At 38.0% G+C, this 13,682-nt stretch carries 20 protein-coding genes; 19 read left to right on the forward strand and 1 reads right to left on the reverse strand.

The window, feature by feature from the left end:
• The first annotated feature begins 53 nt into the window (after nt 1–53).
• The 6 genes from KNQ97_RS11560 (at nt 54) to KNQ97_RS11585 (ending at nt 3,843) form a co-directional block, all read left to right on the forward strand.
• On the forward strand, nt 54–689 hold the full coding sequence (locus tag KNQ97_RS11560; RefSeq protein ID WP_000890354.1) for a hypothetical protein: 636 nt from the start codon (nt 54–56) through the stop codon (nt 687–689).
• Between the two features lie 61 nt (nt 690–750).
• On the forward strand, nt 751–969 hold the full coding sequence (locus KNQ97_RS11565; RefSeq protein ID WP_253612250.1) for a hypothetical protein: 219 nt from the start codon (nt 751–753) through the stop codon (nt 967–969).
• Nucleotides 970–1,103: 134 nt separating this feature from the next.
• On the forward strand, nt 1,104–2,336 hold the full coding sequence (locus KNQ97_RS11570) for a hypothetical protein (protein ID WP_253612251.1): 1,233 nt from the start codon (nt 1,104–1,106) through the stop codon (nt 2,334–2,336).
• Between the two features lie 190 nt (nt 2,337–2,526).
• A complete protein-coding gene (locus KNQ97_RS11575; protein WP_253612252.1) occupies nt 2,527–2,745 on the forward strand; it encodes a hypothetical protein in 219 nt (72 codons plus the stop codon).
• 35 nt (nt 2,746–2,780) lie between these two features.
• Entirely contained in the window at nt 2,781–2,972 is a 192-nt protein-coding gene (locus KNQ97_RS11580; RefSeq protein WP_253612253.1) for a hypothetical protein, read from the forward strand.
• A gap of 196 nt (nt 2,973–3,168) precedes the next feature.
• Nucleotides 3,169–3,843 (forward strand): hypothetical protein, encoded by a 675-nt coding sequence (locus KNQ97_RS11585; RefSeq protein ID WP_171073233.1) that lies wholly within the window; start codon nt 3,169–3,171, stop codon nt 3,841–3,843.
• Between the two features lie 86 nt (nt 3,844–3,929).
• Here KNQ97_RS11585 and KNQ97_RS11590 read toward each other — a convergent pair whose 3' ends face one another.
• Complete coding sequence (locus KNQ97_RS11590) at nt 3,930–4,265, reverse strand: hypothetical protein (protein ID WP_065708818.1); 336 nt, start codon at nt 4,263–4,265, stop codon at nt 3,930–3,932.
• 28 nt (nt 4,266–4,293) lie between these two features.
• On the opposite strand from KNQ97_RS11590, the gene KNQ97_RS11595 reads away from it, so the two are divergent.
• The 13 genes from KNQ97_RS11595 to KNQ97_RS11655 all read left to right on the forward strand — a co-directional run bounded on the left by KNQ97_RS11595 (nt 4,294) and on the right by KNQ97_RS11655 (nt 13,682).
• Nucleotides 4,294–4,761 (forward strand): hypothetical protein, encoded by a 468-nt coding sequence (locus KNQ97_RS11595; RefSeq protein WP_253612254.1) that lies wholly within the window; start codon nt 4,294–4,296, stop codon nt 4,759–4,761.
• A complete protein-coding gene (locus KNQ97_RS11600) occupies nt 4,730–5,371 on the forward strand; it encodes a putative metallopeptidase (protein WP_253612255.1) in 642 nt (213 codons plus the stop codon). The genes KNQ97_RS11595 and KNQ97_RS11600 overlap by 32 nt, the downstream gene beginning before the upstream one ends.
• Nucleotides 5,372–5,429: 58 nt before the next feature.
• Nucleotides 5,430–5,900: a DUF2280 domain-containing protein gene (locus KNQ97_RS11605; RefSeq protein WP_000212566.1), complete on the forward strand. Its 471-nt coding sequence runs from the start codon at nt 5,430–5,432 to the stop codon at nt 5,898–5,900.
• Entirely contained in the window at nt 5,890–7,317 is a 1,428-nt protein-coding gene (terL, locus tag KNQ97_RS11610) for a phage terminase large subunit (RefSeq protein WP_015451442.1), read from the forward strand. Before KNQ97_RS11605 ends, terL begins: the two co-directional genes overlap by 11 nt.
• On the forward strand, nt 7,314–8,759 hold the full coding sequence (locus tag KNQ97_RS11615) for a DUF4055 domain-containing protein (RefSeq protein WP_163049091.1): 1,446 nt from the start codon (nt 7,314–7,316) through the stop codon (nt 8,757–8,759). The genes terL and KNQ97_RS11615 overlap by 4 nt, the downstream gene beginning before the upstream one ends.
• 6 nt (nt 8,760–8,765) lie before the next feature.
• The gene (locus KNQ97_RS11620) at nt 8,766–9,869 is read left to right on the forward strand and encodes a minor capsid protein (RefSeq protein WP_253612256.1); all 1,104 of its coding nucleotides are present in this window, start codon (nt 8,766–8,768) and stop codon (nt 9,867–9,869) included.
• Entirely contained in the window at nt 9,866–10,090 is a 225-nt protein-coding gene (locus KNQ97_RS11625; RefSeq protein ID WP_000004556.1) for a hypothetical protein, read from the forward strand. Before KNQ97_RS11620 ends, KNQ97_RS11625 begins: the two co-directional genes overlap by 4 nt.
• Before the next feature lie 21 nt (nt 10,091–10,111).
• Nucleotides 10,112–10,327 (forward strand): hypothetical protein, encoded by a 216-nt coding sequence (locus KNQ97_RS11630; protein ID WP_001290165.1) that lies wholly within the window; start codon nt 10,112–10,114, stop codon nt 10,325–10,327.
• Between the two features lie 53 nt (nt 10,328–10,380).
• The gene (locus KNQ97_RS11635; protein WP_000589041.1) at nt 10,381–10,695 is read left to right on the forward strand and encodes a Gp49 family protein; all 315 of its coding nucleotides are present in this window, start codon (nt 10,381–10,383) and stop codon (nt 10,693–10,695) included.
• 114 nt (nt 10,696–10,809) lie between these two features.
• Nucleotides 10,810–11,577, forward strand: a complete 768-nt coding sequence (locus tag KNQ97_RS11640; RefSeq protein WP_253612257.1) for a DUF6651 domain-containing protein — start codon at nt 10,810–10,812, stop codon at nt 11,575–11,577.
• Between the two features lie 27 nt (nt 11,578–11,604).
• A complete protein-coding gene (locus tag KNQ97_RS11645; RefSeq protein WP_064479964.1) occupies nt 11,605–12,558 on the forward strand; it encodes a major capsid protein in 954 nt (317 codons plus the stop codon).
• A gap of 64 nt (nt 12,559–12,622) precedes the next feature.
• Nucleotides 12,623–13,288, forward strand: coding sequence for an Ish1 domain-containing protein (locus tag KNQ97_RS11650; RefSeq protein ID WP_253612258.1), 666 nt, complete (start codon nt 12,623–12,625; stop codon nt 13,286–13,288).
• Between the two features lie 4 nt (nt 13,289–13,292).
• Nucleotides 13,293–13,682, forward strand: coding sequence for a hypothetical protein (locus KNQ97_RS11655; RefSeq protein ID WP_000008490.1), 390 nt, complete (start codon nt 13,293–13,295; stop codon nt 13,680–13,682).

Here is a 13,682-nt window from a genome sequence, read left to right on the forward strand (position 1 = left end):
GAAATGGCTCGCTTTTGCGAGCTTTATTATTTCTAAACTATTAAAAAGTAATAATGTTAGAAAAAATTAAAAAAGCATCTCTTGCTGATTGGGTTCTTATAATCTCTAGTGGACTTTTAATTACGGGTCTTTGTTATCAGTTTGGTTATTACGGGACAGTTGGACTTCAAAGTCCTTGGATTATCAATCTTTTAGGGACTAAAGAATTATTTATTAGTAATCTTGGTCTTTGCATTCTATATGCAATTGCAGCTCTTTATTTGTCTTCGTATGTTGAAGAGCAAACGAAAGAGAGATTAATAGAGTTGGCAGTGCTTGCAAATATTGTTTTGATTGCAATTATATTAGTGGTGATTGTTGAAGATAAGCGAATAAACAATATTGTCGATTGTATTTCAATTTTCTTAGCCTTTAACTCTTTTCTTATAGTTCTTAAGCAAGGTTACTATTTAAAAATTATTGGTGTAATTGTCCTTTTTTTAGTTATACCTTTTTTAAAAGGCGTAGCAGATATACAAACTAGTATTTCAGAAAAACAGTTTAATGCAGTAAAACTAGCGAAAAGCGAACAAGAATGGTTCTTGGTTAATACTTTTGGAGATAAGGCTGTTTTGGTTGATTCTTATGAAAAATCTCGAAAAGTAAAGGTTGTGGAAATTAAAGAACTTGAATTCGTTCAGACTCAATAAAGTAATTTTTATTTAATTTTTTTATGTTAAATTCCAGTCTAATTAAAAACTGGTTAGCAAAATGAATATCTGCGTTGGTGGTGAACTTGATGGGCAAAAGATAGAAAAAGAAGGGCGATTGCTTAAAGCTTCTGATTTAGACCCAAGTTTTTCAACAGAATACTACAAACAGATTTTTAACCGCGACAATACGGTGTTCCATTTCTGGTTACCTATTGGATCAGACTTGCATGAAATGTCTGAGAAAGTTCTAAATATCCTTAGATCACCTAAAAACTAGTTTTATCGTTTGCCGGACGTATTACGGCACAAGAAGCCCCGCTTAATATCGATTATTGGCGGGGCTTTTATTTTTCTATCAGTTGGAAGGCATATACTGTATAAAAGCAAAATCTTTTGCAGAGATTGAATTCCATGCCAATATTTACTTTAAATAATAATGAACTAAATGCAGTTGAGACCACCTCTTTTAAAGAAGAAGCTATTCTGGAAAGATTGCATCTTCAGCAAGCACTTAAGAAAAATATCGGAGTAATCGCTGAGGACTGTCTTGTGATTGCTGAAGAGTATGCTGAATGGGATGGTTCAAAGAGAAGAATTGATTTACTGGCAATCGATAAAAATGCAAATCTTGTAATTATAGAGCTGAAGCGTACAGACACTGGTGACCATATGGAGCTTCAAGCTCTCCGGTATGCATCAATGGTTTCTACAATGACTCTGGATATAGCGATAGATATCTATCGTCGATATAAAATAAATAATGGCTATCCTTCTTTTGATCACGACAATGCACGTGAAGAAATTTCAAATTTTGTAGATATTGATAATCTGGATGAAAGTAATTTTGCGGATGACGTGAGAATCATTCTGGTCTCATCAAACTTTTCAAAAGAACTAACCACCTCAGTGATCTGGCTTAATGAGCGTGATCTGGATATTACTTGTATAAGAATGCAGCCATATATTCACAATTCTCAGATTCTGGTAGATATTCAACAAATCATCCCTTTACCGGAAGCAAAGGATTATCAGATTAAGGCACAGAAAAAATCAGAAGAAAGACGAGAAGCTAAGCTTACGAATGCAAGGGATTACTCAAGCTTCATGTTCAATGGTAAGACTCTCAATAAACGTTATCTGGCTCTGGAAATTATTAAATGCCGGTTTGATGAAATTGATAATAAGAATATCGAAGATCTTAGAGCAGAGTTTAATGAATATCCGAATCTGGATAGATTGCTGGTTAAACTTAACCAACTGGATGAGCAAAGATATGACCGTTATTTTATTGAGAAAGAACATCAGTTACAGATGAGTAATGGAGATATATATGTTATTTCTAATCAATGGGGCAAAGGTAATATTTATCAGTTAATAGAAATTGCAGCCAGCTTTAACTATGAAATTATTAACACTTCAAAGGATCAGTTGAAACGTTCAGTTGAATATGGCGACTATTTGATAGAACAGTTGGAAGATACCACTATTCTAGTTTTTAAAAATGGCGAGAAAGTATCGGCTTATGGAGTATTACTAGAGTTGGCCTCTTCTATAGGAATAAGCCATTTAAATAGTAAAGGTGGTAAAAAGAACACAAGACAACTTGGGAAAGACTTGATTGATCAATTAGATACTAGCTCGTAGATCTAATAAATTTGAACTAATAAATGGATGCATTAAATACAAAAATAACCCTGTACACGGAAAATGCTATTTTTGCGCTATAGTGGTTAAAGTATAAGTAAAGATCACGCATGATATTTAAAAGCTCATCGAAAGGTGGGCTTTTTTGTTTTGTGCTATAGTCCAGTCTCATTAAAAACTGGTAAGTAAAATGAATATCTGTGTTGGTGGTGAACTTGACGGGCAAAAGATAGAAAAAGAAGGTAGATTGCTTAAATCTTCTGATTTAGACCCAAGTTTCACAACAGAATACTACAAACAGGTTTTTAACCGCGACAATACGGTGTTCCATTTCTGGTTGCCGATCGGGTCTAACTTGCATAATATGTCTGAGAAAGTTTTAGGTATTTTAAGAGCACCTAAAGACTAGTTTTATTCTTAATTAAATTTTATTGGTTTAAATTAATGCAAAATCAAAATGATCCAATTAATAATATTGAGCAATTAGATGCAGAGGATGCGCAAAAACAAGAAAACTCGGTGCTTAATTCTGTGAATCCTGATCCAGTTGATGTGACAGACTTAATTGTAGAAATTGGAAAAGATGTAGTCGATTTTGCATCATCGATTTTAGACAATATTGATATAAATTTTTGATTTAAAAGTTCCTCAAGTTGGGGGCTTTCATAGACTCTGGAATGTAAATTTGTTGTTGTGTATATATGAATATCCATATATGATTCATTTCAAATACTGCGCTGAAAGTTTTTGTTTTTGTGACCCGTTTCTTTTTAGAAGCGGGTTTTTTAATTTATAATTTGATTTCATTAGAATAAATTAGAAAAGAAGTTTTATGGAGCGGGGAATCCTTTTAGAAAAATCATTAAATATGATTTTGGAACTTAAAGAAGAGATCAGAAATAGTACAGTAATCGATTGTGGGCCACGATTAGATTTGGTTGAGCAATGTATTTATATTTCATTTGAACATGGAATTGGGGTTAACACCTTATTAACATTAGACATGCCAATTCAAGCAATGGTTTTATCTCGTGCTCAGTTCGAGTCTGCCGTAAGAGCCTATTGGTTATTGTTTTGCGCATCTAATTTTCAAATTTCAAAATTAAGTTTTGGCTATACTTTTGAAGAGCAGTTTGTCAAAGATACATGCCCATCCTTAAGTGAAATGTTAGAAATGCTTCATAAAGCTGATTTGCCAGCTAAACCTGTAATTAATATGTTTGTTGAGTTTAAAAAGTATCATCTCAACCAACTAAATTCATTTGTCCATACAGGTAAACATTCTTTTACTCGTGATGTAATGGGCTTCGATGTAAATCTAGTTCTGACTTTGATAAGACAATCTAATAATTTAATTACAGCATCTGCACAAATTATGTTGGCACATACAGTTCCAGATAAACAAAAATTCATCCATTTATTGATTAAAAAATATCGCGAATGCTTTTATTTGCAAGAAGATGTCGATTCAATTTTGAAATCAAAGTTGGAAAATTATTTTAATTAACTTTTAATTTGCCGGACGGATTACGGCGCAAACGGCCCCGCTTCATACTAGTTATTGGCGGGGCTTTTTATTTTTAAGAAATAATTTTAACTCTCATTTTTTGAGTATTTAGGCTGAATTTGATCCAAGCTATCCTCTGGGTCCTTTTCGCGTGTATGTGAAACTTGAGTATTTTCAATATGGATAATTCGATTATGCTCAACATCTTTTAAATGCTCCGGTGCCAATTCCGGATATGACTTGTAAAAATGCATTTTTATATTCAGAGCATGATCAAGTAGAAAAGCGGATTCAATACTATAGTATTGATCATTATCAAAAAATTCATAAGTTGACTCTAATAATTCTTTTATTGAGTCATCAAGATTTTTAAGTTTTTCATTTATTACATTTAAATCATTTGCTGATGGTTGTTTTTTCATTTCTTATCTCGCATTAAAAGGGTTAAATATGGAAGTTGTTGACTACACTTATTTAACTAATAAAAAGCTTTATAAGAAAAAAGCACGCAATAAAGCTTTACCTAAGGCTACTGAAAAGTTTCTAAAAGCTGAAGAAGAATTTACTGAAGCTTTAGATAATCTGGAAATTAAATACGAAAAGAAATTCCAGTTTAAATCTACAAAGCATTGGCGGTTTGATTTTCATTTAATTGAACATCGTATTTTAGTTGAAATTGCTGGTGGACCGTGGTCTGGTGGTCGCAAAGGAAAGCTTTCTACAAAGGCGTGGAGTTTGGATCGATACGATGTGGCTGAAGAAATGGGTTATACCGTGGTTCGTTTAGAAGCAGCACCGAGATTTAAGATTAATGAATCTGGACCCTTACAGATTCAGGCTCATTTTGCCAGTCAGTGGCTTAAAAACTTAAAGAGGCAAATTTTTAATGGATCAGATCAGACCATTCCCACCAACTGACTTTATTGACCAAGCTGAAGAAGAGGAAGCAATTCGTTTAATACCGGCACCAGACCTAAAGAAATGGGTTATCGCTAATTATTTAACGATTGGTGGACCACTTCATAACCCGGATCATGATCATATAGCTGAGCTACTTCACGACAATGAAGAGTTTTTAGCATTTGCTTGGGCTTCTTCTGCATATAAAAGCAAGCAGGCTATGGTATTAGGCCAGTGCGAAAAAGTAATGTTTAATGTTGGTGGCTGGCGTAAAGCTCGCCAAGAGCAACAAATGCGCGACTGGTTTGGCGCAGTTCCAACTTATTTAATTACTGTCGATGCTTCTTTCTGTGAACGTGCCAATGATACTGAATTTTGTTATTTGCTTGAACATGAGCTGTATCACATTGGCGTTATGAAAGATGAAGATGGTGAAATCATCTATAGCGATAATACAGGCTTACCTAAGCACTATCTTGCTGGTCACGATGTTGAAGAGTTTATTGGCGTAGTTAAACGTTATGGACCAAGCAAAAATGTTAAGCGACTTATTGAAGTCGCAAAGAATCCGCCGTTTGTTTCGAATCTTGATATTTCAAAATGCTGCGGCAACTGTGTAATCAATTGAGCCTAATGGCTCTTTTTTTTGCCCATTTTGTTATACGTAGTTATACGATGAGGAAGTTATGGCGACACTAAAAGAGCCTGTGAAAATCTTTATAGTTCAGTCTCTTGCTTGTCGTGATACACCTCAAGAAGTGGCTGAACTCGTAAAACAAGAATTTGGCGTTGATATAGATCGTGTTCAAGTTGCAACTTATGACCCTACAAAGGTTGCTGGTAAGAACTTAAGCAAAAAGTATGTCGAACTATTTGAAAAAACCAGAGATGAGTTTGATAAAGGCTTAATTGATATTCCTATTGCTAATAAGTACTACCGATTGAAGCAATACCAAAGACAGCTTGAGAAGACTAGAAATGTCAAAACAGCCTTAAAAATTCTTGAGCAAGCCGCTAAAGACATTGGTGGTCAATTTACTAATCGCCAAGAAATTACAGGCAAAGACGGCGGACCAGTCCAAACGGTTAATTCTGAAATTCCAGTTCCAATGGAAGATTACTTAAAAGCGCGGAGGGAAGTCTTAGATGAGTACTGATGCGGCTCGGGATAAAGCCATCCGGATCGAGGCGCAAGAAGATTTATATTTCTTCACAAGGTACATGTTTAAGGAGCGCCGTGGTTATAAATGGATGCAAAATTGGCACCACTTAGAAATCTGTGAAGCTTTAATGAAAGTTTATCGCGGAGAGATAAAGCGGTTAATTATTAACGTTCCACCACGATATTCTAAAACTGAAATTGCTGTAATTAATTTCATGGCTTGGTGTTTTGGTAAGAATCCAGACTGTGAGTTTATTCATATCAGTTACTCGGCTATGCTTGCCGCAAATAATGCATTTCAGACTCGTAATATGGTTCAAGAAAAGGCTTATAAAAAGGTCTTTCCTGATCTTAAGTTACGTGAGGATAGTAAAGCTAAGGATTTCTGGCGCACAGATGCAGGCGGAGTCTGCTATGCGACTGGTACTGGCGGTACCATTACAGGTTTTGGTGCAGGCAAAATGCGTGAAGGCTTTGGTGGTTGCATCATCATTGATGACCCGCATAAGGCCGATGAAGCCAAATCAAAAACTATCCGTGAAGGTGTAATTGACTGGTTCCAAAATACTCTCGAGTCTCGTACTAACTCACCGGAAACACCAATTATTGTCATTATGCAGCGTCTTCATGAAGATGATTTGGCAGGATGGCTGCTAGGTGATAGAAAAGACGGCGTTCCTGTAGCTGGTGGTAACGGTGAGGTTTGGGAGCATCTATGTCTTTCGGCTATTCAAGAAGACGGATCTGCATTGTGGCCAGCAAAGCACAATATTCAAAAGTTGAAGCAAATGGAGCAAGCTGCGCCGTATGTTTTTGCCGGGCAATATCGTCAAATGCCATCACCGCCAGCAGGCGGTTTTTTTAAGCCTGACAATATTGAAATTGTGGATGCTTTACCTGCTGATGTAGTGAAGCAAGTAAGGGCATGGGACTTCGGTGCTACTGAGAATGAAGGCGACTTTACAGCAGGTGTTAGAGAAGCTCTTGGCGCAGATGGCTTTACCTATATCGTTGATGTAACCAAAGGGCAACTTGGTCCAGACAATGTCAATAAGCGCTTAAAACAAGTCACAGAGTTAGATGGGATGGGCGTAACGGTAAGGATTCCTCAAGATCCTGGTCAAGCTGGTAAATCACAAGCAAGTGCATTCGTAAAACTTCTTGCAGGATATGACGTCAAAGCCAAACCAGTTTCGGGAGACAAACTCACACGTGCACAACCTTTTGCGGCGCAAGTTAACGTGGGTAACGTGAGAATGCTTAGAGGTGATTGGAATAAAGACTTTATTGAAGAGCTTCGCAATTTTCCAAATGGAACGCATGACGACCAAGTTGATGCTGGTTCAGATGCATTTAATGAATTGAATGGAGGTTTTGAGGCCTTCTTTGCTGATATGGGATTTGCTCGATGAGTGACGTAACTTTTAAACATCCTGAATATGTTAAAAACTTGCCATATTGGCAGAAGCTAGATGATGTGTGTGAAGGCGAGGATGCTGTAAAGGCTAAAGGAGAAAAGTATCTTCCGAAACCCAATGCTCATGATCAATCACCTGCAAATAAAAGTGCTTATGAGGCTTATCGTACTCGGGCAGTCTTTTATGAAGTAACGGGGACTACATCTAATAGTTTAGTTGGTGCAGCTTTTGCAACCGATCCAAGTTTTAAATTTCCTCCAGAACTAGCTCACTTAGAACGCAATGCTAACGGCGCGGGATTAAGTGCTTATCAATTGGCACAGAACGGGATCCGACATTTATTAAAGCATTATCGTTGTGCTTTATATGTTGACTATCCTGCAGTTACACCGGCTCGAAATCTTGCGGAGTTTAAACAGCAAAAAGCCTACCCGATGATTCACTTATTGAATGCCATTGATGTGATCAATTGGGATTCAATGATGATTGATAACCAGAAAAAGCTTTGCTTGGTGGTCATCCGTGAATTTACTTCAGAACGAGGCGCTGATGGCTTTAGCAAATCTGAGGTAGAGCAATACAGAGTACTTCGTTTAGAGCCTGATAATGAAGGAAACTTCATCTATACAGTTCAAGTTTACACAAAAGGCGACAAGGGTACATGGAAGGGCGAAGATAAGAAGTATCCCACTGATAATAACGGGGATTTCTGGTCTTATATTCCATTCACTTTTGTGGGGGCTATTGATAACTCTGAAGAGATTAAAAAGCCTCCATTGCTCCCATTGGCTAATCTTAATTTAGCTCATTATAGAGATAGTGCGGACTTTCAAGAGTCCGTTTTTTATATGGGCCAACCACAGTTTTATGCTAAGGGAGTTAATTGGGCTTGGTATGACGAGGCTAAAAAGCGTGGCATTTATATCGGTGCGAAAGTTCTATTACCTTTACCTGAAAACGGTGATTTGGGGATTGTACAAGCAGATCCAAACACATTAGCACGGGAAGCTATGAAGGATAAATGGGAACAGATGAAAGAAATGGGTGCTCGACTTATTGAAAAAGGTTCCGCAGCTAAAAAGACTGCTACTGAATCTAACAGTGATGATGCCGTGCAGCATTCCGTTCTTTCACTTTGTGTTGTGAATATGAATGAAGCTTTTTCTATGGCTTTACGTTGGGCTGCTAAATTTGTAGTACCCAATGTTGATGTTCTGACTAAAGATGAACTGATGTTCGAAATTAGTCAGGAATTTAACAAGCAAGGTTATTTAGCTGAGTTAGCTAGACAGTTATTTGAAGCAGCTCTACAAGGCCGATCTTCATTTAAATCGTGGTGGGAATACAACCAAACAGGTATGTTCCCTAAACAAAAATATGAAGACGAGCTACAGAATGTCGAAGCAGAGCAAGATGGAACTTTAAATCAAAGGTAGAGTGAGATGGCAACAGATATCAAAAAACTATTTGAAGCACTCACTCAGCACCAGGCCTACCTTTATCGTGCTTCATCAAAAACGGTAAATGAGCTATTGGCTTTATTCAATGATGATACGAGCAAGATGCTATCTAAGCTTCGGGATTTATTGGATGAGCTTAATGAGTCGGAGGAAGTTGCTTTAGCAGGTGGTAAATATACAACTTCAAATCTCAGGGAAATTAAAGATTTGATTGCCCAGTGGTTTGCTAGTGTTAATTTAGCATTACCTGAAGCTTTTGCCGTTTCAGCTACAGCACTGGCTGTTTATGAGGCCAATTACGTAGCTAAGCTCTATGGAGCAAAGATTAATAAGCCTGATGGGGGAAAACTATTTTTATCCGCTAAAAAAGTTCCTTTGGCAGGTGGCGCTCTTGTCGATGATCTGCTTTCAAGAATTGCTGAAACTGCCCGTCAAAAGGTTGAGTATGCAATTCGAGATGGTATTAATTCAGGCAAAACTAACCAAGAAATTATTCAGCGCATTCGGGGTACCAAACGGCTTAACTATGAAGATGGGATCTTAAATGGTACCAAAACTGATATTGAGCGAACGGTAAGAACGGTGCGAAGTCATGTGGCCAACCAAGCTTATCTAAATAGCTTTAATCAGATTGGTTTTGAATATGTTCGATTTGTTAGCGTTTTAGATGGTCGAACTTCTAAGCTTTGCGCTTCATTAGATGGTTCAGTGTGGGAGATTAATGATCCTGCAAAGCGTGTACCGCCGTTACATCCAAATTGTCGCAGTATTTTGGTTCCGGTCGAGAAGGACGGTCAACTTGTTGGCGAACGGCCATTTGTCATGGACGAACGCCGAGTTAAAGACATCCCGAAAGATGAGCGCAGCCAATTAATAGGGCAATTGGATGCAAACACCACATTCAAAGAGTTCTTCAAGAAGACAGATAACTTCTTCCAAAAAGAGTGGCTAGGGCTGAAGCGTTACAAGCTCTATAAAGAGGGGAAGTTTGATTTTGATAAGTTCTTCGATCCTGAAGGACGATTGTACACATTAGACCAACTTCTTAAGTTGGATGAGCAAACCTTTATGGAGCTGGGATTATGAGTGAATCACGACATTTAGTACTTATGCGTCACCCAACCTTGAAAGGCTTTTTAGTTGTGTGTGATGAAGAAACCGGAATGCCACTGGCAGGGCAAAAAGCGGTTCATATGAATAGTGATGCTCAAGATGGACCAACGACGATTAGCGTAACATTTGAAGCTTATGGTGAGAATGGAATCCGTTTAGTTGGTGATGAGCCAAGAGTACTTTCAACAAAGTAAATGTAGCGAAAGGTGATAAAAATGTCTGAAATATCAGTCGCTCAATATGTAAAGAGAAAAGAAGAGTTAGAAAGAACCCTGACATACCAGCTTGCTGAATTGATCAGTAAATTTGAAAAAGATACAGGCATAAATGTACAAGATGTCTATGCAAATTTTTCAAGTGCTTCATGTTTGGGTGGTTCTGAAAAATACTTTCTAACAGGTGTGACAGTCAAAACCTCAATTTCTAATTAACCCAATTTATTAATTCAATAGCACCTTCGGGTGCTTTTTTTTGTGAGAAGAAAATGATCAAAGAAGTAACAGAACAAGAGTTAGCTGAAAAGTCAGTGGCTCCCCGAGTAACTAAAGCGCAAATTGATTCATTGATGGAGCGTGTTACATATACGGTTGAGCAACGCCCCGGAGGCACAACATCTACTTTTGTCCATGCATTTTTAGATGGAAAGTTTTTTCTAGCAACGGGTTTTAGTGCATGTGTGAATACTGAAAACTTTGATGCTGAAATTGGTGAGCGTATGGCTCGTGGAAATGCAGAAAAGTCTGCCGAAAATAAACTTTGGGAGCTAGAAGGCTACCGTTTATTTGCAACTAATTTCTAAGTTTTCAATCGAAGTAAAGCGTCCTAAGGGGCGCTTTTTTTATACCTGCCGAAAGTGGATGCAGACGGCGAATCCGGGTGGATGCCCATTTTGAAAATATAGGTTGGATGACCAATGAAACTTAAAACAGTAACGATCGACGGTAAAGTTTATGCGGAAGTAGAGGGTGATAAACCTATCTATGTTCATGATGATGGTAAAGAGATGCCACATGATGCCGCTCACTCTGTAGCAACTATTGCACGTTTAAACAATGAAGCAAAAACACATCGTGAAGCCAAAGAAGCAGCCGAAAAAGCATTAAAAGCTTTTGACGGAATCGAAGACCCAGCGGCAGCTAAAAAGGCATTACAAACAATCCAAAATCTCGACGATAAAAAGCTAGTGGATGCTGGTGAAGTTGAAAAAGTGAAAGCTGAAGCTATCAAAGCAGTTGAAGAAAAATATGCCCCGATTGTTGAGCAACGTGATGCTCTTGAAGCCTCATTGCATAAAGAGCTTATCGGCGGTGGTTTTGCTCGTTCTAAGTACATTCAAGACAACATTGCAGTACCTGTGGACATGGTTCAGGCAACTTTTGGCCAACACTTCAAAATTGAAGAGGGCAAGGTGGTTGCATACGACCAGAACGGCGAAAAGATTTATTCACGTGTACGCCCAGGTGAACTTGCAAATGTTGATGAAGCTTTAGAGTCATTGGTTGGTGGATACCAGCATAAAGACTTAATTCTTAAAGGTGGTAAAGGAAACGGCGGTGGATTCCAAAGTGGGGGCAAAGGTGGAGCGCCTGCAGGAATGAAACGCAGTGAGATGTCAGTTTCTCAGAAAGCTGACTACATCAAAGAACATGGCAATGATGCCTTCCTAAAACTGCCGAACTAATTATTAAATATTTGGAGATAAGTCGTTATGACTACAACAGTAAATTCAGACATGATCATCTACAACCAATTGGCACAAACTGCTTATTTAGAGCGTTTGCAAGACAATTTGAATGTATTTAACCAAGCCTCTAATGGTGCAATTGTTTATCGTAATGAGATTATTGAAGGTGATTTCAATAAAGAAGCATTCTACAAAGTGGGCGGTAGCATCAAACATCGTGATGTGAATTCAACCGCCAAAGTAGTTCCAGAGAAAATTGGTTCTGGTGAATCTGTAGGCGTAAAAGTCCCGTATAAATATGGTCCTTATGCTTCTACTGAAGAGGCATTCAAACGCCGTGCACGTACACCTGAAGAGTTTGCCATGATTCTTGGTTATGATTTAGCAGATGCATTGGTTGCTGGTCGTTTACAGTACAGTTTAGCCTCTTTAAAAGCTGCTATTTCTAGTAACCCGGATATGGTTGCCCAAGGCAGTATTGCTGTAGATGGGCGTAAAGCATTAACACGTGGTATGCGTAAGTTTGGCGATAAGTTTGGACGTATTAGTTTATGGGTAATGAACTCAGATACCTACTTCGATATTGTTGATGATGCAATCACTAAGCAGATTTATGGCGAATCTGAAATTGTTATCTATGGCGGTTTACCGGGTACCTTAGGTAAGCCGGTATTAGTTACTGATGCGGTAGGTGATGATGATGCATTTGGTTTGCAAATGGGAGCTGTTACTGTTACAGAATCACAAGTACCAGGCTTCCGGGCGTATGACATCAATGATGAAGAAAACTTAGGTATTGGTATGCGTGCTGAAGGCGCGTTCAACTTAGATATTCTTGGTTATAGCTGGGATACATCAAAAGGCGAAAACCCTGACCTTACTTTACTTGGTTCAAGTGCCAACTGGAAAAAACATGCTACTAGCAACAAAATGACAGCAGGCACATTGCTTGACTTGTCTGGCACAACAACTGGTTAACTCATAAACATCTCACTATAAGAGGGCTATTAAGCCCTCTTTTTACATTAAAGAGAAATGCATCATGAAGCTAATTTATACACGTATTGCTGCTGCAGCTGCGTTAGAGGTTGGAACTATTGCCAATCCTGATTATTACGAAAATCCGAATCGAAGTGCTGAAGAAGTAATTATTTACGGTGATTACCCGAAAATCCAAAATGATTACGAAGCTTTGAATATTCCAGTTGAAGTTCGCAAATTGGAAGAGCCTGTAAAAACGACTTTGGCTACAGTAAGTGCCGTGATTGGAATTACCCCTGAACTGCAAAAAGTTGTTGATGAAACTAAAGCAGAGTGTGAAAAAGTTGTTGAAGAAAACACTCAACTTAAACAGAAAATCGAAATCTTGGAACAAGCTAGTGGTGATAGTTCGGAGTTAATTTCTGAAAACTCACGTTTAAAAGATGCTGCATTCCAAGCTGACAATGCTGCTAAAGCGGCTGAAGGAAAGGTAGTAAGCATTCAAGCAGAGTTTGATGCTTTTAAAAATGATGTTGCTGCTATGCAAGCGCGTATCGCTGAATTGGAATCTGGAAAAGCGGCAGAAAATTCAACAACAGAAACGGCAGTTAATGATTTTGAAAACTGGTCAAATGATCAATTAAAAGAGTATTTAGCTAGTAAAAATATTGGATACAAGCCGTCTGCAACAAAAGCAGAACTCCTTAAATTAATCCCGAAGGAATAATGCAATGAGCTTTATTACTGTAGATGACGCAAATTCAATTTTGGGCAGCGATTTTGCACCAGACAGTGATAAAGCTCGTCTGGTAAAGCTGGCTAATGTCTGGATGAAAAAACGGATTGGTTTTGTACCGGATCCTATTGATCCACTTCTTAAGGACGCAGCTTGTGAAATTATCAAGGGAATTCTGGCCAAAGAAATTTATAACGGTAAAGACCAGCAGTTGAAGCGTAAGAAGGTCAAAGCTGATTCTGTTGAGTCGGAAAAAGAATACCAAGACGGATCTGAAGCAATATCTAGTTTTGAACAGATAGCAATTGATTTTATTGATTCACTTGATTTGAAAGATCCAAATGCAAGTTTTAATGGCTTTGGCATACCTCTTTACAGGGCATGA

The sequence above is a fragment of the Acinetobacter sp. UC24323 genome, from assembly GCF_024151445.1.
In the GTDB taxonomy this organism is placed as follows: Bacteria; Pseudomonadota; Gammaproteobacteria; order Pseudomonadales; family Moraxellaceae; genus Acinetobacter; species Acinetobacter baumannii.

Excerpts from the sequence above, each read along its gene's own strand:
- KNQ97_RS11625 (WP_000004556.1), top strand. The coding sequence starts at position 9,866 with ATGAGTGAATCACGACATTTAGTACTTATGCGTCACCCAACCTTGAAA.
- KNQ97_RS11630 (WP_001290165.1), top strand. The coding sequence starts at position 10,112 with ATGTCTGAAATATCAGTCGCTCAATATGTAAAGAGAAAAGAAGAGTTA.
- KNQ97_RS11655 (WP_000008490.1), top strand. The coding sequence starts at position 13,293 with ATGAGCTTTATTACTGTAGATGACGCAAATTCAATTTTGGGCAGCGAT.
- KNQ97_RS11585 (WP_171073233.1), top strand. The coding sequence starts at position 3,169 with ATGGAGCGGGGAATCCTTTTAGAAAAATCATTAAATATGATTTTGGAA.
- KNQ97_RS11590 (WP_065708818.1), bottom strand. The coding sequence starts at position 4,265 with ATGAAAAAACAACCATCAGCAAATGATTTAAATGTAATAAATGAAAAA.
- KNQ97_RS11640 (WP_253612257.1), top strand. The coding sequence starts at position 10,810 with ATGAAACTTAAAACAGTAACGATCGACGGTAAAGTTTATGCGGAAGTA.
- KNQ97_RS11580 (WP_253612253.1), top strand. The coding sequence starts at position 2,781 with ATGCAAAATCAAAATGATCCAATTAATAATATTGAGCAATTAGATGCA.
- KNQ97_RS11570 (WP_253612251.1), top strand. The coding sequence starts at position 1,104 with ATGCCAATATTTACTTTAAATAATAATGAACTAAATGCAGTTGAGACC.
- KNQ97_RS11615 (WP_163049091.1), top strand. The coding sequence starts at position 7,314 with ATGAGTGACGTAACTTTTAAACATCCTGAATATGTTAAAAACTTGCCA.
- KNQ97_RS11595 (WP_253612254.1), top strand. The coding sequence starts at position 4,294 with ATGGAAGTTGTTGACTACACTTATTTAACTAATAAAAAGCTTTATAAG.
- KNQ97_RS11600 (WP_253612255.1), top strand. The coding sequence starts at position 4,730 with ATGGATCAGATCAGACCATTCCCACCAACTGACTTTATTGACCAAGCT.
- KNQ97_RS11650 (WP_253612258.1), top strand. The coding sequence starts at position 12,623 with ATGAAGCTAATTTATACACGTATTGCTGCTGCAGCTGCGTTAGAGGTT.
- KNQ97_RS11565 (WP_253612250.1), top strand. The coding sequence starts at position 751 with ATGAATATCTGCGTTGGTGGTGAACTTGATGGGCAAAAGATAGAAAAA.
- KNQ97_RS11645 (WP_064479964.1), top strand. The coding sequence starts at position 11,605 with ATGACTACAACAGTAAATTCAGACATGATCATCTACAACCAATTGGCA.
- KNQ97_RS11635 (WP_000589041.1), top strand. The coding sequence starts at position 10,381 with ATGATCAAAGAAGTAACAGAACAAGAGTTAGCTGAAAAGTCAGTGGCT.
- KNQ97_RS11560 (WP_000890354.1), top strand. The coding sequence starts at position 54 with ATGTTAGAAAAAATTAAAAAAGCATCTCTTGCTGATTGGGTTCTTATA.
- KNQ97_RS11605 (WP_000212566.1), top strand. The coding sequence starts at position 5,430 with ATGGCGACACTAAAAGAGCCTGTGAAAATCTTTATAGTTCAGTCTCTT.
- terL (WP_015451442.1), top strand. The coding sequence starts at position 5,890 with ATGAGTACTGATGCGGCTCGGGATAAAGCCATCCGGATCGAGGCGCAA.
- KNQ97_RS11575 (WP_253612252.1), top strand. The coding sequence starts at position 2,527 with ATGAATATCTGTGTTGGTGGTGAACTTGACGGGCAAAAGATAGAAAAA.
- KNQ97_RS11620 (WP_253612256.1), top strand. The coding sequence starts at position 8,766 with ATGGCAACAGATATCAAAAAACTATTTGAAGCACTCACTCAGCACCAG.